This is a genomic window from Neisseria sp. HMSC70E02 (assembly GCF_001838645.1).
In the GTDB taxonomy this organism is placed as follows: Bacteria; Pseudomonadota; Gammaproteobacteria; order Burkholderiales; family Neisseriaceae; genus Neisseria; species Neisseria macacae.
Window position 1 is genome coordinate 48,815 of record NZ_KV838125.1, and the last position, 18,711, is coordinate 67,525.

20 protein-coding genes and 3 pseudogenes are annotated in these 18,711 nt (G+C 51.9%); 13 read left to right on the plus strand and 10 right to left on the minus strand.

Annotated features, from left to right (window positions below; all coding sequences use genetic code 11):
- Nucleotides 1-103: 103 nt before the first annotated feature.
- From HMPREF3277_RS11625 to HMPREF3277_RS11655, 8 genes and pseudogenes are all read left to right on the plus strand, one after another.
- Complete coding sequence (locus HMPREF3277_RS11625; RefSeq protein ID WP_070774650.1) at nucleotides 104-427, plus strand: DUF2185 domain-containing protein; 324 nt, start codon at nucleotides 104-106, stop codon at nucleotides 425-427.
- 75 nt (nucleotides 428-502) lie between these two features.
- Complete coding sequence (ribH, locus tag HMPREF3277_RS11630; RefSeq protein ID WP_070871206.1) at nucleotides 503-982, plus strand: 6,7-dimethyl-8-ribityllumazine synthase; 480 nt, start codon at nucleotides 503-505, stop codon at nucleotides 980-982.
- A gap of 145 nt (nucleotides 983-1,127) precedes the next feature.
- On the plus strand, nucleotides 1,128-1,559 hold the full coding sequence (nusB, locus tag HMPREF3277_RS11635) for a transcription antitermination factor NusB (RefSeq protein WP_003758641.1): 432 nt from the start codon (nucleotides 1,128-1,130) through the stop codon (nucleotides 1,557-1,559).
- A 6-nt stretch (nucleotides 1,560-1,565) separates the two neighbouring features.
- Entirely contained in the window at nucleotides 1,566-1,916 is a 351-nt protein-coding gene (locus HMPREF3277_RS11640) for a hypothetical protein (RefSeq protein ID WP_070871207.1), read from the plus strand.
- A 122-nt stretch (nucleotides 1,917-2,038) separates the two neighbouring features.
- A pseudogene (locus tag HMPREF3277_RS15430) lies at nucleotides 2,039-2,155 on the plus strand (IS5/IS1182 family transposase); the annotation flags it as partial.
- Between the two features lie 253 nt (nucleotides 2,156-2,408).
- A complete protein-coding gene (locus tag HMPREF3277_RS11645; RefSeq protein WP_070871208.1) occupies nucleotides 2,409-4,490 on the plus strand; it encodes a carbon starvation CstA family protein in 2,082 nt (693 codons plus the stop codon).
- Entirely contained in the window at nucleotides 4,480-4,674 is a 195-nt protein-coding gene (locus HMPREF3277_RS11650; RefSeq protein WP_060974462.1) for a YbdD/YjiX family protein, read from the plus strand. The genes HMPREF3277_RS11645 and HMPREF3277_RS11650 overlap by 11 nt, the downstream gene beginning before the upstream one ends.
- A 246-nt stretch (nucleotides 4,675-4,920) precedes the next feature.
- Nucleotides 4,921-6,189 carry a DUF945 family protein gene (locus HMPREF3277_RS11655; RefSeq protein WP_070871209.1) on the plus strand — a complete coding sequence of 423 codons (1,269 nt, stop codon included), beginning with the start codon at nucleotides 4,921-4,923 and terminating at the stop codon, nucleotides 6,187-6,189.
- A 298-nt stretch (nucleotides 6,190-6,487) separates the two neighbouring features.
- Here HMPREF3277_RS11655 and HMPREF3277_RS11660 read toward each other — a convergent pair whose 3' ends face one another.
- The 3 genes from HMPREF3277_RS11660 to HMPREF3277_RS11670 form a co-directional block, all read right to left on the minus strand.
- A complete protein-coding gene (locus tag HMPREF3277_RS11660; protein WP_003761628.1) occupies nucleotides 6,488-6,898 on the minus strand; it encodes an MliC family protein in 411 nt (136 codons plus the stop codon).
- Between the two features lie 271 nt (nucleotides 6,899-7,169).
- Nucleotides 7,170-7,295, minus strand: a complete 126-nt coding sequence (gene ykgO, locus HMPREF3277_RS11665; RefSeq protein ID WP_070871210.1) for a type B 50S ribosomal protein L36 — start codon at nucleotides 7,293-7,295, stop codon at nucleotides 7,170-7,172.
- The gene (locus HMPREF3277_RS11670; protein ID WP_009311404.1) at nucleotides 7,295-7,570 is read right to left on the minus strand and encodes a type B 50S ribosomal protein L31; all 276 of its coding nucleotides are present in this window, start codon (nucleotides 7,568-7,570) and stop codon (nucleotides 7,295-7,297) included. Before HMPREF3277_RS11670 ends, ykgO begins: the two co-directional genes overlap by 1 nt.
- Before the next feature lie 150 nt (nucleotides 7,571-7,720).
- Between HMPREF3277_RS11670 and hemH the strand changes: the two genes are divergently transcribed.
- Together hemH and HMPREF3277_RS11680 are read left to right on the plus strand one after the other, a co-directional pair.
- Nucleotides 7,721-8,731, plus strand: a complete 1,011-nt coding sequence (hemH, locus tag HMPREF3277_RS11675; protein WP_070871211.1) for a ferrochelatase — start codon at nucleotides 7,721-7,723, stop codon at nucleotides 8,729-8,731.
- A 129-nt stretch (nucleotides 8,732-8,860) separates the two neighbouring features.
- Complete coding sequence (locus HMPREF3277_RS11680; RefSeq protein WP_003765473.1) at nucleotides 8,861-9,262, plus strand: c-type cytochrome; 402 nt, start codon at nucleotides 8,861-8,863, stop codon at nucleotides 9,260-9,262.
- 81 nt (nucleotides 9,263-9,343) lie between these two features.
- Here the strand turns inward: HMPREF3277_RS11680 and rpoH are convergent, their stop codons facing one another.
- The 5 genes and pseudogenes from rpoH to cueR form a co-directional block, all read right to left on the minus strand.
- Nucleotides 9,344-10,207, minus strand: a complete 864-nt coding sequence (gene rpoH, locus HMPREF3277_RS11685) for an RNA polymerase sigma factor RpoH (RefSeq protein ID WP_070871212.1) — start codon at nucleotides 10,205-10,207, stop codon at nucleotides 9,344-9,346.
- A 273-nt stretch (nucleotides 10,208-10,480) separates the two neighbouring features.
- Nucleotides 10,481-12,022, minus strand: a complete 1,542-nt coding sequence (lnt, locus tag HMPREF3277_RS11690) for an apolipoprotein N-acyltransferase (RefSeq protein ID WP_070871213.1) — start codon at nucleotides 12,020-12,022, stop codon at nucleotides 10,481-10,483.
- Nucleotides 12,023-12,103: 81 nt separating this feature from the next.
- Nucleotides 12,104-12,970 carry a DUF808 domain-containing protein gene (locus tag HMPREF3277_RS11695; RefSeq protein ID WP_049222571.1) on the minus strand — a complete coding sequence of 289 codons (867 nt, stop codon included), beginning with the start codon at nucleotides 12,968-12,970 and terminating at the stop codon, nucleotides 12,104-12,106.
- A gap of 441 nt (nucleotides 12,971-13,411) precedes the next feature.
- Nucleotides 13,412-13,786, minus strand: a pseudogene (locus tag HMPREF3277_RS11700) (transposase); the annotation flags it as partial.
- 10 nt (nucleotides 13,787-13,796) lie between these two features.
- The gene (gene cueR / locus HMPREF3277_RS11705; RefSeq protein ID WP_049229623.1) at nucleotides 13,797-14,189 is read right to left on the minus strand and encodes a Cu(I)-responsive transcriptional regulator; all 393 of its coding nucleotides are present in this window, start codon (nucleotides 14,187-14,189) and stop codon (nucleotides 13,797-13,799) included.
- Nucleotides 14,190-14,336: 147 nt separating this feature from the next.
- Between cueR and HMPREF3277_RS11710 the strand changes: the two genes are divergently transcribed.
- Both HMPREF3277_RS11710 and HMPREF3277_RS11715 read left to right on the plus strand, forming a co-directional pair.
- Entirely contained in the window at nucleotides 14,337-14,546 is a 210-nt protein-coding gene (locus tag HMPREF3277_RS11710) for a heavy-metal-associated domain-containing protein (protein WP_003742983.1), read from the plus strand.
- Between the two features lie 99 nt (nucleotides 14,547-14,645).
- A complete protein-coding gene (locus HMPREF3277_RS11715) occupies nucleotides 14,646-16,811 on the plus strand; it encodes a heavy metal translocating P-type ATPase (protein WP_070871214.1) in 2,166 nt (721 codons plus the stop codon).
- 151 nt (nucleotides 16,812-16,962) lie between these two features.
- Here HMPREF3277_RS11715 and HMPREF3277_RS15435 read toward each other — a convergent pair.
- Nucleotides 16,963-17,025 (minus strand): annotated as a pseudogene (locus HMPREF3277_RS15435) (transposase); the annotation flags it as partial.
- Nucleotides 17,026-17,158: 133 nt separating this feature from the next.
- Here HMPREF3277_RS15435 and hisH point away from each other — a divergent pair.
- Complete coding sequence (hisH, locus tag HMPREF3277_RS11720; protein ID WP_003765462.1) at nucleotides 17,159-17,803, plus strand: imidazole glycerol phosphate synthase subunit HisH; 645 nt, start codon at nucleotides 17,159-17,161, stop codon at nucleotides 17,801-17,803.
- A gap of 137 nt (nucleotides 17,804-17,940) precedes the next feature.
- Here the strand turns inward: hisH and HMPREF3277_RS11725 are convergent, their stop codons facing one another.
- Nucleotides 17,941-18,660, minus strand: a complete 720-nt coding sequence (locus HMPREF3277_RS11725; protein WP_003761605.1) for an SDR family oxidoreductase — start codon at nucleotides 18,658-18,660, stop codon at nucleotides 17,941-17,943.
- Between the last annotated feature and the right edge of the window lie 51 nt (nucleotides 18,661-18,711).

Here is an 18,711-nt window from a genome sequence, read left to right on the forward strand (position 1 = left end):
CCTTGTCCTGATTTAAAGTTAATCCACTATAAAGATACACGGTGCAGAGGCTGCCCTAATCATGATAAAATCCGCACAATTTTTACGGCATGCACACACCGCAATGAATAAATTTGCCCAAGCCCTCTCAGCCGCCCTCGACCGCTGCATCGTCACCAATACGGTAGCCAAACAAGGCGAACCCGTCGGCTTCCTCTACCGCGAAGCCCCCGTTTTCGAAAACGACAGCGGCTGGCGTTTCTTCAGCGGCGACGAAACCGACGAATACACCGACGATCCCGACAATTTCAGCGTCGTCAGCCTTTCCGAAATCACCCAGTCCAATCCCGCCATCGCCGCGATGATAACCCAACCCGAAGGCAGCGCATGGGAAATCGGCGAAGACGGCGAGTTTCAAGCCGTTGCCGACTGGCAGCCGCAGGAATAAATCCCCAATATCGTTTTCAGAAAAGCCACACGTCGTCTGAAAACCCGTTTACCGCTCAAAATACAAGGAAACACCATGAACATCATCGCCCCGAACCTCGACGGCGCACACCTGCGCATCGGCATCGTACAAGCCCGCTTTACCAACGAAATCGGCAGCGAAATGCTCAAAGTCTGCTGCCGCACACTGCAAGAATTAGGCGTAGTCGACAACAACATCACCATCGCCACCGTACCCGGCGCGCTCGAAGTGCCGCTCGTCCTGCAAAACATGGCGGCCTCCGAGCAATACGACGCACTGATTGCCATCGGCGTCGTCATCCGCGGCGAAACCTACCACTTCGAACTCGTTTCCAACGAATCCGGTTCAGGCGTAACCCGTGTCGGACTCGACTACAACATCCCCATCGCCAACGCCATCCTGACCACCGAAAACGACGAACAAGCCGTCGCGCGCATTGAAGAAAAAGCCACCGACGCCGCTAAAGTCGCCGTCGAGTGCGCCAACCTCGTCAACCGCCTGATTGAAGAGCAGTTTGACGACGAAGAAGAATAAGCCCGAACGCGAAACCCATAGCTTTACCGCATTCCGGTTTCGCACCATCTACCGGACAAACCGTTTTCAGACGACCCGTCATCCGACAGAGGTCGTCTGAAACATTCATTACCGCACCCACCGTGCCGCCAACGAAGGAATCCTCATGAAAACCCCACGCCGCCGCGCCCGCGAGTTAGCCGTACAAGCCCTCTACCAAGCCGGCATCAACAACACCGCCGCCCCCGAAATCGCCAAAAACATCCAAGACCAGCCCGACTTTGCCAAAGCAGACGAAGAGCTGTTCAACAAACTCTTCTTCGGCACGCACACCCACGCCGCCGAATACATCCAGCAAATCCGCCCCCTGCTTGACCGCGACGAAAAAGACCTCAGCCCCATCGAACGCGCCGTCCTGCTGATGGCATGCCACGAATTGAGCGCGATGCCCGAAACCCCCTACCCCGTCATCATCAACGAAGCCATTGAAGTGACCAAAACCTTCGGCGGTACTGACGGACACAAATTCGTCAACGGCATCCTCGACAAACTCGCCGCCCAACTGCGCCCGAACGACCCGAAACGCGGCAACGCGTAATTTAATATGAAAAACACCCTCCAACTTCTAACCGCCGCCGCTCTGATGCTGTCGACACAGGCCTTTGCCAAAACCCCGCCTCCCGGCGTTTACATGACCATGGATTCGCAGCTTATCGGTATCCTGGCAAATGGCAGCTATTGCATGGTTGTGCAAAACGAGGTCAAAAACGGCCGCTGGCAAAAAACGCCAAACAGCCTAAAGCTGGACGACAACAAAACGGTCATCTCCGATGACGGCAGCGACGGCTACGCCCTCAACGGCGAACCGGTCATGCTCATGAACGGCGGCAACACTGCCGGCATGTGTGCCACCATCAAAGAACACGCCGACAGAAAACGGCATACCCAACCGTAAACCGGAAGCAACTCTTTCACCGCTTTCGCTCCCCCATGCAAAAAGGTCGTCTGAAAACCCAAATTCGGTTTTCAGACGACCTTTCTCTTTTGTCAGGATATTGTATAAAGAATTTGTCAAAAAATAAGCGGTAATATAGTGGATTAAATTTAAATCAGGACAAGGCGCCGAAGCCGCAGACAGTACAGATAGTACGGCAAGGCGAGGTAACGCCGTACTGGTTTAAAGTTAATCCACTATAATGTAATGAATGACGATTGCTTGAGTTAAATCTAGCCCGCACGTTATCGGATTGTGTTAACCTTACGCTAGACTTGATGATAGTTAACATTCTAGGGTTTTGGTTCCCTTGTTTATTAATTATCTCAAGCCAGGGTTCCCGCACCATCATCGCTTCATTTTTTTCTTCCATAAATGCTTCGGGATGCAGTTTGTCCCCCCGCAACAATAAGAACCCGAACATTCTCACTCTTGTATTTTAAGGATTAAACAATGAAATCGCTCAAAACGTTCCTTATTTGGGGCATTGTGGTTTTGGTCGGCGTAGCGTCCTTTACCACTTTGGCCATCAGTCGGGGCGAGCAGGTCAGCGCGGTATGGATGGTCACCGCCGCCGTATCGGTGTACTGCATCGCTTACCGTTTTTACAGTCTCTACATCGCCAAATATGTGATGCAGCTTGATCCGAACCGCCTGACGCCCGCCGAGCGGCACAATGACGGTTTGGACTATGTGCCGACACACAAAGGCGTATTGTTTGGACACCACTTTGCCGCGATTGCGGGTGCAGGCCCCTTGGTCGGTCCCGTGCTGGCTGCGCAAATGGGTTATCTGCCAGGTACGCTGTGGATTATCTTCGGCGTAGTGTTTGCCGGTGCGGTACAAGACATGATGGTCTTGTTCGTCTCCATGCGCCGCGACGGTAAGTCTTTGGGCGATATCGTAAAACAAGAACTCGGCACCGTCCCCGGCGTGATCGCGTCCATCGGTATTTTGATGATTATGGTCATCATCATGGCGGTGTTGGCGCTGATTGTGGTGAAAGCACTGGTTCACAGCCCTTGGGGTACGTTTACGATTGCCGCCACCATGCCGATTGCGCTGTTTATGGGTATTTACACCCGCTATATCCGTCCGGGCAAAATCGGCGAGATTTCCATCGTCGGCTTTATCCTGCTGATGCTGGCGGTCATTTACGGCGACAATGTGGCGCACAGCTCCATCGGCCACTGGTTTGACCTTGACGGCATCCAGCTCACTTGGGCGATTATGATTTACGGCTTCGTAGCATCAGTATTGCCGGTATGGCTGCTGCTGACTCCACGCGACTATCTCTCTACCTTCCTGAAAATCGGTACGATTGTCGCACTCGCCATCGGTATCCTCATCGTCAGCCCTGCGCTGCAAATGCCTGCTGTGACCCACTTTATCGACGGTTCCGGCCCGGTATTCTCAGGCGCATTGTTCCCGTTCCTCTTCATCACCATCGCTTGTGGTGCGGTTTCAGGCTTCCACGCGCTGATTTCTTCCGGTACCACGCCGAAAATGCTGGAAAACGAAACCCACGTCCGCATGATCGGTTACGGCGGTATGATTATGGAAAGCTTCGTGGCGATTATGGCCTTGGCTGCCGCGTCATCGCTTGATCCCGGCGTGTACTTCGCCATGAACAGCCCCGCAGCCCTGATTGGTACAGATGCCAATACCGCCGCCGAAGTGATTACCACCAAGCTGCAATTCCCCGTCGATGCTGCGACCCTGTTGCACACCGCTAAGGAAGTGGGCGAAAACACCATCCTTTCCCGTGCGGGCGGTGCGCCAACCCTCGCAGTCGGTATGGCACACATCATGAGCCGCCTGATTCCGGGCGAAGCCATGATGGCATTCTGGTATCACTTTGCCCTGTTGTTTGAAGCCTTGTTCATCCTGACCGCTGTCGATGCCGGTACGCGCGTCGCACGTTTCATGATTCAAGACTTGGGCAGTATTTTCTACAAACCTTTCGGCAACACCGACTCCATCCCTGCCAACCTGATTGCGACCTTCTTCGCCGTGGCATTGTGGGGCTACTTCCTCTACACCGGCGTGACCGACCCCTTGGGCGGCATCAACTCGCTCTGGCCTTTGTTCGGTATCGCCAACCAAATGCTGGCAGGCGTAGCCTTGATTATGTGTGCCGTTGTGCTGATTAAGATGAAACGCGACCGTTATGTCTGGGTGGCACTCGTTCCTGCTGTCGGCGTACTGTTTGTAACCTGCTACGCCGGTCTGCAAAAACTGTTCCACAGCGACCCGCGTGTCAGCTTCCTTGCCCATGCCGGCAAATACAGCGACGCATTGGCTAAAAACGAAGTCCTCGCGCCCGCTAAAGACATCGGCGAAATGTCGCAAATCATCTTTAACGACCAAATCAATGCCGGTCTGACCGCATTGTTCCTCTCCGTCGTCGTCGTCGTTGCCATCTACGGCGTGCGTATCGCCATGAAAGCACGCAAAGTCGGCTGGCCGACCGCCAAAGAAATCCCAGCGGTGTACCGCGACGGCAAACAACCGGAGGCACAAAGTGAAGCATAAACTCGCTGCTTGGTGGAAAACCGCCAAACTTACCGCCAACCTCATGGCAGGGGTGCCCGATTATGAAAACTACGTTGCACAACAACGCAAACATAATCCCAACGCCCCCGTCATGACCGAGCTGCAATTTCAAGACTATTGTCGCAAACGCCGCTGCGGTGCAAACGGCGGAAGATGTTGTTAATCGCTTGAACGGTTGAAAAAAGGTCGTCTGAAAGTTTTCAGACGACCTTTTTATATTACAATATTGGCATTTTAAAATCGGCATAGGCAAATACCGTCAGTTGATCCAATTTCCGCCAAGGCGCAACCCGGCAGCGTCGCAGTTTGAGTCCAACTGGAAAACTGTCCTATCTTGCGCAAAGCCGATTCGAATCTACCCGATTCCAATCCATCCATTACATTTTTACCACCTGCTTAAGGACAAGACATGAAAAAAAGCATCATTGCGACATTAGTCGGCATCGCCGCACTGGGAGGAGCAACCGTTGGCGGCGGCATTTATGCCGACAACAAATTGAAACAGGAATACTATTTCCAAAACAATCCCGATGCCGACAAACGCCTGAAAATCACTCTGGATAAATTCGACATGGGCCTCACTTCGGGTAAAGCTTCATGGAGGGGCGACATCACGCCCGACTTGTGCCATCAGGACACAAAATTCTCAATACGCGGCGAGGACATCATCACCCGCGGTCTGAACGGCTACACCATCCAAACCAAACTCTATCTGATTGGAGATGACAATAAAGAAATATTCCGGTTGGACGGCAATACCGTGCTTTCTTGGGGTGGAGAATTGGAGGGCAAACTGACCGCACCGGCAGGCTCATTAAACATCGATTCCGACGAAGTCAAATGGGAAACGGCGACTTTGGCTGTCAAAGGCCACAAATCCGACCATCAGTACCATCTCGATAATTTCAATTTCGAATGGCCCGGCATGACTGCCTCACACCCTGACAAACCTGAAAGCCCGGGATACCAATTTAGCTTGAAAAACGTTAAATATCAGGCTGATATGGAAAAAGGTGACACCACTGCATTGCGCAATGGCACATCCCTCTTCACCGTAGACTCTGCCGCATTCAAAATGGGCAACCAAACCTTTGATTTCTCTGTCGACAAAATCAAAGCAGGAAGCAAACAGTCTGCAAAAGACAACAAATACGCTATGGAAGGACAAAGCGAAATCGAAAACTTCCGCATCAACAACATCAAATTCGACCGAATCCATTACAACTTCAACCTCCGCGATATCAATGGCGAAGGTATCGACCGCATCAATAAATTCTTCGACCGTCAAGGTAAAGAGTGCGTCGATATGAACAGCCCCGACACACAAAAAGAACTGATGGAAGCCGTAAAAACCTTTTTAAAAACCGGCATCAAATTCGACTCAAAAGGCAATCAAATCTACTTGAACAACAGCGCGGTCAAAGCCGACGCAGACGCCTCCATTCCGCCTATCGAATATAAAAACGACGAGCAGCTTCAACAAGACCTCCTCAGTAAGCTGAAATACAACGTCAACGCGGAGGTCGATAAAAACTTCATCAGAGAAGTGCTCAAACTGGCTTCTCAATACGATCCCAATATCAAAGAAAGCGATTTGGACAACGTCGTCAAAGAAATGGCAACCGCGCTCAATGCCGAAGTCACCGAAGACAAGCTGATTATCAAACGTAGCCAATAATCCGCCGGCAAACCTGTTGGAAAATATAGTGGATTAACTTTAAACCAGTACGGCGTTACCTCTCCTTAGCTCAAAGAGAACGATTCTCTAAGGTGCTGAAGCACCAAGTGAATCGGTTCCGTACTATCTGTACTGTCTACGGCTTCGTCGCCTTGTCCTGATTTATGTTAATTCCACTATACCGACAGGTTTCGCATTTACCCATAGCAAAAGGTCGTCTGAAATTTTCAGACGACCTTTTTGGTTTCACGGAGATAGGCATCGCAAACCCGCCATCCCCTAACAATTCACGCAGTCATTAACGCTGATTGCAAGAAGTGTCTACTTTGTTGCCATAAGGATCAACGAAGCTGAAGAAGGCTTGGCTGCCTTTTTGATGCCATTCTGCACCTTTACCGAACAGACCGCGGTTGGAAACATAACGCTCGCCGGAACCGGAAACCGCAGAAGACAAGACAGCGCGTTTGTCATCCAGGCTCAACTCGACGCGGTTGGTGTCCAGATTGCGTACAGTCACAGACAAACCGTTTTCACACTCAAAAGATTGGGGCGAACGGCGGTCGCTAGACTGACCACGATCATCATAGTTGCGATCTCCATGGTCATGACGGTGCTCGTGGCGAGGAGCATCATTATCATCATAATCAGGGGCAGCACAAGCACCCAAGGACAAAACAGCCGCTACGGCCAATACAGCTTTAAGTTTCATATTAATACTCCTGAAAAATGTGGAACTGCATAACAGTCGTTCCATGTTATAAACATCTTTATAGTCTAGCAAGGGAGCTTACCCTAATTTACCTGCACGCCCCGAATGTAGCTTTTTCCAAAGCTCCGTAGTTTTTTCGCAAACATTAAAACTTCCCTCAACCATTGCTTCACACTTACCCGCCCGTCCGAGGTCGTCTGAAACAAAAAAACCGCCCGCGAAAATCATCGCAAGCGGCAATCCATTGAGAGCATTACAAAATATGAAAACATTACCTCTGACGGGCTTTGAAGCGGGGATTGCTTTTACAGATGGCGTAAACTTTACCTTTGCGTCGAACGATTTGACAATCGCGATGGCGCTTTTTCGCTGTTTTCAATGAAGACAAAACCTGCATTATTTATCCTTTCTAAAAGACGAAATCATAGATTGGAACCTTTGGTTGAACTTGCTGGCGCGGCCTTCGGTATTCACATTGCGCTGTTTGCCCGTATAGACGGGATGCGAGGCAGAAGACGTATCCAAAGAAAATAAGGGATATTCTTTACCATCGTTCCAAACCATCGTTTTGCCGTGCGTATCCGCACAAGAACGGATTAGCCAGCCTTCATTGGCGCCACTGTCGTAAAAAAGCACAGTACGGTAATTTTCAGGGTGGATATTCGCTTTCATCATTCCTCCAATAAATGTTATAGTATAACATTATACACCATAAACTTTAAAACACAACCCTGAAAAAAGGTCGTCTGAAAACGCAGACCATATTCAGACGACCTTCACATTGCTACAATACGGGCTTCCACTCCAATCCAAAGGCACATCATGCCGCTTTTCCACGTCGAACCCTCCCTGGCTTACACTCAGCAAAACCGTGTAGGCGTCCTCCTCCTCAATCTCGGCACGCCCGATGCCCCGACCGCCGCCGCCGTCAAACCATATCTTCGAGAATTTCTATCGGACCAACGCGTCGTCGAACTGCCCAAACTACTTTGGCAGCCGATTTTGCATGGTTTGGTTCTGACGCTGCGTCCCAAGAAAAGTGCGCACGCTTACGCCAAAATCTGGTTTGAACAAGGCTCTCCGCTTGCCGTCTATACCCAACGCCAAACAGACGCCCTAGCACAAGCCATGCCCGACACCATCGTCCGCCATGCCATGACCTATGGTAACCCAGGCATCGAAACCGTCCTTGCCGAAATGAAAGCCCAAGGCGTAGGCAAATTGCTGATTGTCCCTTTATATCCGCAATACGCCGCCTCCAGCACCGGCGCGGCATTAGACAAAGTGTTCCAACAACTGCTGAAGCAGCGCAACCAAATGAGCCTGCGTACCGTTTCGCGTTTTTACGACGACGCAGCCTATATTGATGCCATGAAACAACACATTGAAGCATATTGGAAAGAACACGGACGCGGCGAGAAACTCATGCTCAGCTTTCACGGCATTCCGCAAAAAAATTACGACGACGGCGACCCTTATCCCGACGAATGCCGCCATACCGCGAAACTTCTTGCCCAAGCACTCAACCTAAACGAGCAAGAATACATCGTTTCCTTCCAAAGCCAATTTGGCAAAGCAAAATGGGTAACGCCCAGCACACAAGCCTTGTTTGACCAACTGCCCAAACAAGGCGTCAGCAAATTAGATGTATTCTGTCCGGGCTTTATGGCAGATTGTCTGGAAACCATGGAAGAGATTGCCATCATGGGGCGCGAACAATTTCACGCAGCCGGAGGCAAAGAATACCGCTACATCCCCTGCTTGAACGACCACCCCGCATGGATTCTCGCCCTGACCGAACTAGTCAAAAACAACCTGCAAGGTTGGCAATGACCGGATACATCATGTTTCCGATGAAAGCGTTACATTTGATTTAAGTCTAAGGTCGTCTGAAAAATCTGTTTTCAGACGACCTTTATTGTATTATCGATAAACAGACCATACCGATAAAAAGGACACATCATGACCACAACAAAAAAAATATTGGCGGCTGCAATTTTTACCCTGTCCGTCCACAGCACCTTTGCCGCCGATGCTGCCCAAATGACGCAAGGCCAAAAAATTTATGAAAGCAACTGCGCCGCCTGCCACGGTAAAAAAGGGGAAGGCAGGGGAACCATGTTTCCCCCTCTTTACCAATCGGACTATATTATGAAAAAACCGCAGGTATTGCTGCAAAGCATGACCAAAGGCATCAACGGTCCCATCAAAGTCAACGGTAAACCTTACAACGGCTTTATGCCCGCGACCGCCATCAACGATGCCGATCTCGCTGCCGTTGCCACCTATATCATGAATGCGTTTAACAACGGCGGCGGTACCATTACCGAAAAAGACGCCAAACAGGCCAAAGCGAAAAAATAAGGCATCCATACACAAAAAAGGTCGTCTGAAACCGAGATTTCGGGTTTCAGACGACCTTTTCCCTTCTACTGAACTGTTTTTTTAAACCGCTTCCGCTTCTTCCGCGAGGAAACCGCGCAGTTTTTGCATGGCTTTGGCTTCGATTTGACGAATGCGTTCGGCAGACACGCCGTATTCGGCTGCCAGCTCGTGCAGGGTTAATCCGCCATCGTCTTGCAGCCAGCGGCTTTCTACGATGCGGCGGCTGCGGTCGTCCAGTTGCGCCAATGCGTTTTGCAGACCTTCGGTTTGCAGGGCGTAGTGGGCTTGTTTGGACAGTTGGCGGCTGGGCTCGGCATCGGGGTCGGCAAGCCAGTCGATGGGGGCGAAGCTGTCTTCGTCATCGTTGTTGTCCGCCATGATGGCGATGTCGTGTCCGGTCATGCGTTGTTCCATTTCCATGACTTCGGACAATTTGACGCCCAAATCGTCGGCGATGTCTTGCGCTTCTTTCGGAGACAAGGCATTCAGGTTTTTACGCATACTGCGCAGATTGAAGAACAGTTTGCGTTGCGGTTTGGTGGTCGCTACGCGCACCAGTCGCCAGTTGCGCAGGATAAATTCGTGGATTTCGGCCTTAATCCAGTGTACGGCGAATGAAAACAGGCGCGCGCCACGGCTGGGCTCGTAGCGTTTGACCGCTTTCATCAGTCCGATGTTGCCTTCTTGGATAAGATCGGCTTGGTTCAGGCCATAGCCGTCGTAGCCTCGTGCGATGGATACGACGACGCGCAAATGGGAAAGAATGAGTTGTTTGGCGGCGTTAAGGTCGCCTTTTTGCTGACGCTCCGCGAGTTGGCTTTCTTCTTCGGGCGTCAACATGGGAATGCTGTTGACGGTATGAATGTATTGCTCAAGGCTGCCGTTGCCGCTGTGAATGACGGGTAATGCAAAGGCGTTATTCATGAGAGTTGCTTTCCTTTATATGATGTAGAGACTATTGTTTACTTGTTGTTTGCCGTGCAGTATATCACTGCCTGTTGCCCTATCGTATGCTGTCAAATGCCTTTTTCTGTAAAAGACTGTTTGATAGGTGGATTTTCTTGCTTTTTGAAATTCGATTGATTTTGAAAATTTGACTGTTTTACTGGGAATAAGTTCAGTATATTACAAACATTCTTGTATGTAAATATTAAAATTCAAGAAAAACGGCCTTATGAAAAGACCGCTTTTTCAAACTCAATCTGATTTTTTCCTGATTAAAAACAGTGCGATGGCAATGATTGACAACACTCCGATCAGCCACAGCGAACCGCCCGCCTTCATATAAGGGGTTTCGCCGACATAGCCTTTGATATGCCCTTCCAAGACGGCATCGGTATTGGGTTCGCTCTCGGCGATGATGCTTCCTTTGGGAGAAATAATGGCGGTTGCACCGGTATTGGTGGCACGGACCATATAGCGTCCAAGCTCCATCGCGCGGGCTTGGGATTGCTGGAGCTGTTGGTACATGGCGTTGGAATCGCCGTACCACGCCATATTGCTGACGTTGGCAAGCAGCGTAGCATTTTTGGCGGTAACAATGAGTTCGTCGCCAAAGCCGTCTTCATAGCAGATGTTGAAGGCGACTTTTTGATCTTTCATCGTCAAGGGAGGCTGCCCCGCTCCGCCGCGACGGAAATCGGCAAGCGGCATATTCATCAGCTTGTATAACGGTTCGGTCAAAAAAGGCAGCGGTTTGTATTCGCCAAAGGGAACCAGATGATTTTTGGCGTAATACGGGAGGTCGTCTGAAATATCATCGTAGTCGCTCAAATTGATTACGGCGTTTTCGTATCCGCTGCCGTCGGCTGTATATTGACCGATACCGACGGCCAACGCGCTGCCGTTCGTGCGCGCCTGCTCGGCAAACTGGGTCAGGATGTTTTCCGGCAAATCCTGACGCATCACGGGCAATGCGGTTTCCGGCAGGATAACGATGTCGGCGGATGTTTTGCTGATTTGACCGTAGTATTTCTGAATGGTGGGGACAACTTGTTCTTCATTCCATTTCAAACTCTGCTCGATATTGCCCTGCACGAGCGCGACGGTACTGGTGCTGCCGTCGGGTTTGGTAAAGTCGGTTTGCTGGGCGATATAGCCGACGGTACACAACATGACAATCATGCACATCGGCAGCAGGCGCTGTTTCAGACGACCCGTATTGTCAATCAGCAACACCAGCCATGCGCTGACAAATGCCGTCGCCAGCGTCACCAGATGAATACCGCCCAAAGGCGCAAAGCCGGCAAGCGGGCTTTCTTTGACGATTTGGGAATAGCCGATTGCCCCCCAGCCGAAGCCGGTCAACAGGCGTTCGCGGGCAAATTCCGCCAACGTCCACAAAATCGGCAAAACGATGCCGACCTTAACCCAACGCGGCAGATGAAACTTCTTCCACAACCAAAAACAGGCGGCAGGATACAGCGCGAGAAACGCCGGCAGCAGGAAAGTCAGCGGAACCGCGTATAAATTAGGCAGGCCGGAAACATCGTGCAGCGCGGTATGTATCCAATAAAACTGCGCCGTATAAGCAACCAGCCCAAACAGATAGGCAGTGGAAACAGCAAAGCGCGGACGCAGTTCAATCAGTCGGATCAATGCGCCAAACAGCAAAGGCATCAGCCAAAAATGGTAATAAGGTGCGAAAGTTAAGGGCGTGGCGGCGGCAATCAGGATCACCAGCGGCCAGTACAGCACAGGATGCTGCCAATATTGTTCGAGTTTGCGGAAAATGTTCATTGCAGAGAAAAGAAAATAAGAGGTCGTCTGAAAATACAGATTCAACAAAGTTGAACCATTTTCAGACGACGTATCGGTTGTTTAGTGTTTTTGAAACAGCTTCATCAAAGGCAGCGCAACGGCGCAGGCGATGGCACCGGCAATCAGCCCGACGGTAAGGTTGGCGACATGCTCCATCAAGCCGCTGTCCCAATGTTGCGCGTGTAAGAAATCATGCAAAAAGCCCAAGTTGTGGGTAATCAAACCGCCGCCGACGAGGAACATGGCAAGCGTACCCACCACGCTCAAACCGCGCATGAACCAAGGCATAAAGGCAATCAAGCCCCGTCCGACCGTTTGGATGCCCGTGCTTTTTTGACGCATCAGCAGCATACCGAAGTCGTCGAGTTTAACGATAACGCCGACCAAACCGTACACAAAAGCGGTCATACCGATGCCGATTGCCGTCATCACCAGCGAACGGGTCATCAGATCGTATTTTTCAACCACGCCCAAAGCAATAATAATGATCTCGGCAGACAGGATGAAATCGGTACGAATCGCGCCTTTAATCTTGGTTTTTTCGTCCAGCGTTTCGGCGGCAGCCTCCTCGTCTTCATGCGCTTCGTGGCGGTGTAGAAACTTATGCAGCAGCTTTTCCACGCCCTCGAAACACAAATAAATCCCGCCTATCATCAATAAAGGCGTGATCAGCTTCGGCAAAAAGGCAGACAGCAGCAAAGCCAGCGGCACCAAAATCAGCTTGTTCACCAAAGAACCTTTCGCCACCGCCCAAATAATCGGCAGCTCGCGTTCCGCCGACACGCCCGTAACCTGATTTGCATTGAGCGCCAAATCATCGCCGACCACGCCCGCCGTTTTCTTGGCGGCCATTTTGGTCATCAGGGCAACGTCGTCCAAGACAGCGGTAATATCGTCCAAAAGGGTGAAAAGCGAGGCAAAGGCCATGATATATTTCCGAAAAAGGGTCAAATTGAAGAAGCCGGCTATTATAACCGAGAAAGTATGACACCGAAGGCTTTCAGACGACCTTTAATGGAAATTAACGGAATTTGGCGCGGCTTAATTGAAAACCTGCCGCCTCAGCATCAGATATCGCTTGGGAAAGATTTGAATCGGATGGCAAGACAGCACTTCGCCAACTCAAAAAGGTCGTCTGAAAACCGCCCTCCTCTTTTGAACTGCACCCCAAAAGTTGGACACATCCCCTCCAACTCACAAGGTGCAGTTTTTTTATGAGCAGAGACCTTTGCAAAAAAGCCCTTCCCTCGACAGCCGGAACCCAAACACAGGTTTTCGGCTGTTTTCTCCCCAAATCACTCCTAATTTTACCCAAATACCCCCTTAATCCTCCCCGGATACCCGATAATCAGGCATCCGGGCCGCCTTTTAGGCGGCAACAGGCACACTTAGCCTGTTAGCCGCTTTCAACAGGTTCAAACACATCGCATTCAGATGGCTTTGCGCACTCACTTTGAGCAAACCAAAATAGGCTGCCTGGGCGTAGCGGAATTTACGGTGCAGCGTACCAAAGCTTTGTTCGACCGCATAACGGGTCTTCGACAAATAGCGGTTACGTTTGGTTTGCGCTTCCGTCAGCGGACGGTTGCGTTGGGCTTTGCGCATAATGCCGTCCAGCAACTGATGCTCTTTCAGATGTTGCCGGTTTTCCTTACTGTCATAGCCTTTATCGGCATAGACGGTCGTACCTTCGGCTATCCCTTCCAACAAAGGCAACAGGTGGTTGCACTCATGTGTATTGGCCCCAAGCCGCCTAACGCTCCTCCAGCCCGGCCAAAATCGCACAATCCGGGCAGTCGTCTCCCGCGCAGGCATCGTGCCAGCGTTGCAGCTCGGCCACCATGCCCTGCAAGCGTTCGATTTTGGCTTCCAGCTCGGCGATGTGCCGCGCGGTGAGCGTTTTCACTTCGCGGCTGGTGCGCTGCGGGCTGTGTTGCAGGCTCAAAAGCTGCCCAATCTGCGGCAGCGAAAAGCCCACTTCCCGCGCATGGCGGATAAAGCGCAGCCGGGCAAGGTCGGCCTGTCCGTAGCGGCGGTAGCCCGCTTCGCTGCGCGCAGCCGGGGCGATTAGGCCGTGCTTTTCGTAGTCGCGGATTTGTTTGGCGGAAAGGCCGCTCTCGGCCGCGGCCTGACTGATGTTCATCATGATGCTTGACCTTTACTTCGGGTGAAGCTTTATAGTGGCGGCACTTAGCGGGAAAGCAAGAGCCGACCCATCATTTCAGGCTACCTGAAAGCTTTGGCTGCAACGGGCTTTAAAACCTCAGCCTCATTCCAACAGAAAGGAAACCCTATGCAAACCATCACATTAAACATCGAAGGCATGACCTGCGGCGGCTGCGTGAAAAGCGTTACCAGCATCCTCGAAGGCGTAAACGGCGTGGACAAGGCTGAAGTGAGCCTGGAAAACAAGAACGCCGTCGTGGAATTCGACCCCGCCCAAACCAACCCCGCCGCGCTGATAGAAGCGGTGGAAGACGGCGGGTATGATGCGGCTTTGTAAATCGAATCGCAACAAATCGACTGCAACACCCCAAAGGCTACCTAAAAACCCTGCTCCGCTTTTTTCAGGTAGCCCAACCACATTCAGAAGGAAGAAACCATGCAACAAAAAGTCCGTTTCCAAATCGAAGGCATGACCTGTCAGGCATGTGCTTCGCGCATTGAAAAAGTGTTGAACAAAAAAGACTTTGTCGCCGAAGCGGGGGTGAACTTCGCCAATGAAGAAGCGCAGGTGGTGTTTGATGCCGACAAGGCATCGGTGCAAGACATCGCCGCCATCATCGAAAAAACCGGTTTTTCGGCGAAAGAGAAAACCGATGCACTGCCTCAGCCCGAACAAACCGCTCATGTAAGCTGGCGGCTGTGGCTGCTGTTCGCCATCAACGTCCCGTTCCTTATCGGCATGGCAGGCATGATGATTGGTCGGCACGATTGGATGCTGCCGCCGGTATGGCAATTCGCGCTGGCGAGCGTGGTGCAGCTTTGGCTGGCAATCCCGTTTTACAAAAGCGCGTGGGCGAGCATCAAGGGCGGGCTGGCGAATATGGACGTGCTCGTTACCATCGGCACGGTCTCGATTTACCTGTATTCCGTTTATATGCTGTTTCATCACCGCTCGATGGGGCACAGCGGCATGGCGCATGTGTATTTTGAAGCGGGCGTGATGGTGATTGGTTTTGTGTCGCTGGGTAAGTTTTTGGAACACCGCACCAAAAAATCCAGCCTGAACAGCTTGGGCCTGCTGCTGAAACTCACGCCGACCCAAGTCAACGTGCAACGCGATGGCGAATGGAAACAACTGCCCATCGACCAAGTGCAAATTGGCGACCTAATCCGCGCCAACCACGGCGAACGCATTGCTGCCGACGGCATTATCGAAAGCGGCAGCGGCTGGGCAGACGAGAGCCACCTCACCGGCGAATCCAATCCCGAAGAGAAAAAGGCGGGCGGCAAAGTGTTGGCGGGCGCGCTGATGACCGAAGGCAGCGTGGTTTACCGCGCCACGCAGCTCGGCAGCCAAACCCTGCTTGGCGACATGATGAACGCGCTCTCCGAAGCGCAAGGCAGCAAAGCGCCGATTGCGCGCGTGGCCGACAAGGCGGCGGCGGTGTTTGTGCCTGCCGTCGTGGGTATCGCGCTGTTGACTTTTATCGCCACCTGGCTGGTGAAAGGCGATTGGACGGTTGCGCTGATGCACGCCGTTGCCGTTTTGGTGATTGCCTGCCCGTGTGCGCTTGGTCTGGCGACGCCCGCCGCGATTATGGTCGGCATGGGCAAGGCGGTGAAACACGGGATTTGGTTTAAAGACGCGGCTGCGATGGAAGAAGCCGCCCACGTCGATGCCGTCGTGTTGGACAAAACCGGCACGCTGACCGAAGGCAGGCCGCAGGTTGCCGCCGTCTATTGCGTTCCCGACAGCGGCTTTGACGAAGACGCTTTGTACCGCATCGCCGCTGCCGTCGAACAAAACGCCACCCACCCGCTCGCCCGCGCCATCGTCTCCGCCGCTCAAGTGCGCGGTTTGGAGATTCCTGCCGCACAAAACGCGCAAACCGTCGTCGGCGCAGGCATTACCGCCGAAGTTGAAGGCGTGGGGTTGGTGAAAGCGGGCAAACTTGATTTTGCCGAATTAAGGCTACCTGAAAACCTTTCAGACGACGTCTGGCGCATCGCAAGCATCGTTGCCGTTTCTGTCGATAACAAGCCCGTCGGCGCATTCGCACTCGCCGACGCATTGAAAGCCGATACCGCCGAAGCCATAGGCCGTCTGAAAAAACACGGCATCGACGTTTACATCATGAGCGGCGACAACCAAGGCACGGTCAAATACGTCGCCAAACAACTGGGCATAGCACATGCTTTCGGCAACATGAGTCCGCGCGACAAAGCAGCCGAAGTGCAGAAACTCAAAGCCACCGGCAAAACCGTGGCAATGGTCGGCGACGGCATCAATGATGCTCCCGCCCTTGCCGCCGCCAACGTCAGCTTCGCCATGAAAGGCGGCGCGGACGTTGCCGAACACACCGCATCCGCCACACTGATGCAGCATTCGGTCAACCAGCTCGCCGATGCCCTGCTGGTGTCGCAGGCGACGTTGAAAAACATCAAGCAAAACCTGTTTTTCGCCTTCTTCTACAATATCTTGGGCATCCCGCTCGCCGCTCTCGGCTTCTTAAACCCCGTCATCGCAGGCGCGGCAATGGCGGCAAGCTCGGTGTCGGTGTTGGGCAATGCGTTGAGGTTGAAACGGGTGAAGATTGAGTAATATGGAAAAGGTCGTCTGAAACAAGGTTTTCTCTTTCAGTTGCCTATTTCAGACGACCCATCATCCTGTAAACGATATAAAGAGCCAAGTTTTCAAACTTGGCTTTGTATAGTGGATTAACTTTAAACCAGTACGGCGTTACCTCTCCTTACCGTACTACCTGTACTGTCTGCGGCTTTGTCGCCTTGTCCTGATTTATGTTAATTCCACTATAACATATATAGTGCCGCCCCACCCTCACCGCCGCTCAACGCAACGATTTTCCGCGTTCGGGGTTTGCTATAAAATCATTACCATCGCAATGCCCTTCCCCGCCTTGCCCCGTTATCCAAAACTAAGGAGAAAACATGAAAACCGCTATTGTCGATTACGGCATGGGCAACCTGCATTCCGTCCTCAAATCCGTACAGGCCGCGCAAGCCTTGTCCGGCAAAGCTGCTGAAATTTATCTGACCGACCGCCCCGAAGACATCTTCGCTGCCGACAAAATCATTTTCCCCGGTCAGGGCGCGATGCCCGACTGTATGGCGGCGCTGCGGCAAAGCGGTTTGGGCGAGGCAGTGGAAGACGGATTGAAAAACAAACCGTTTTTCGGCATCTGCGTCGGCGCGCAATTATTGTTCGAACACAGCGAAGAAGGTGATACTGCCGGACTGGGCTGGTTTAAAGGCAGGGTCAAACGCTTCGCCGCCAATCAAACCGATGGACACGGAGGTCGTCTGAAAGTGCCGCACATGGGCTGGAATACAGTACGCCAAACCCGCCCGCACCCGCTGTTTAAAGACATCGGGCAAGAAACGCGCTTTTACTTCGTCCACAGCTACTACTTCGCCCCCGAAGACCCCGAAACCATCCTTGCTACCAGCGAATATCCGCACGAATTTGCCTGCATCGTCGGCAAAGACAATGTGTTCGCCACCCAGTTCCACACGGAAAAAAGCCACAACGCAGGATTGTTGCTGTTGCGTAACTTCTTGGATTGGCAGCCCTAGCAGTCTGTTTATAGCAGAAGGTCGTCTGAAATTTTTCAGACGACCTTTTGCATTGCTTGCCTGATACAACAATAATGTTTTGAAAATCAAAACGCGGCATTCATCAAATGATGATTTTGCCGCGTTACCGTTCAAACTTAGAGGTACACAATCTCGCCGCTGCGCCCTTTGCTTTCCTGACTTGCCCACCACACAAACTGCGGCAATACGTCGGTATAGTTTTTACGTTCGCTTTTCGACTCGCCCGGATGGGACTTGATGCGTTGAGGCGAGTTAATCGGACCCGGAATCAGAACATTGGCGCGCAGGTTGTCAAAACGTTCCCACTCGTCGGCAGCGACTTTGCACAAATAATTCAACGCGGCTTTAGACGCGCCGAACCCACCCCAATAAGCCTTGGGATCTTCGCCATGACTTTCTCCGACAAAAATCACGGAAGCATCGGAAGAAGCTTTGAGCAAAGGCAGCATTGCGCGTGTCAAACCCATCGGCGCAACGGTATTGATCCGATATTGGTTGACCCATTCCGATACGGTCTGGAAATCCAAAGGAGAAAGTGCATAGAAATAGCTGGCACAATGCACGATACCGTCCAAACGTCCGCCGGTCGCCTCGGAAATGGTTGCGGCAAATTGGTCAAACTCTTTTTCTTCGGCGCTCATTAAGTCGAAGCAGATGGCAAAGGGTTCGGGATAGCCGGCATCGACAATGGCATCATAAACTTTTTCCAACTTCTTTTGATGACGCGCCACCAAAATGACGGTCGCGCCGGCCGCCGCATAAGCCTTGGCAACCTGCTCGCCCAAACCTTGGGATGCGCCGGTTACCATGATGATTTTATCGGATAAAGTTGACATGATTTCTCCATTTTTTAGATTTATAGTGGATTAACTTTAAACCAGTACGGC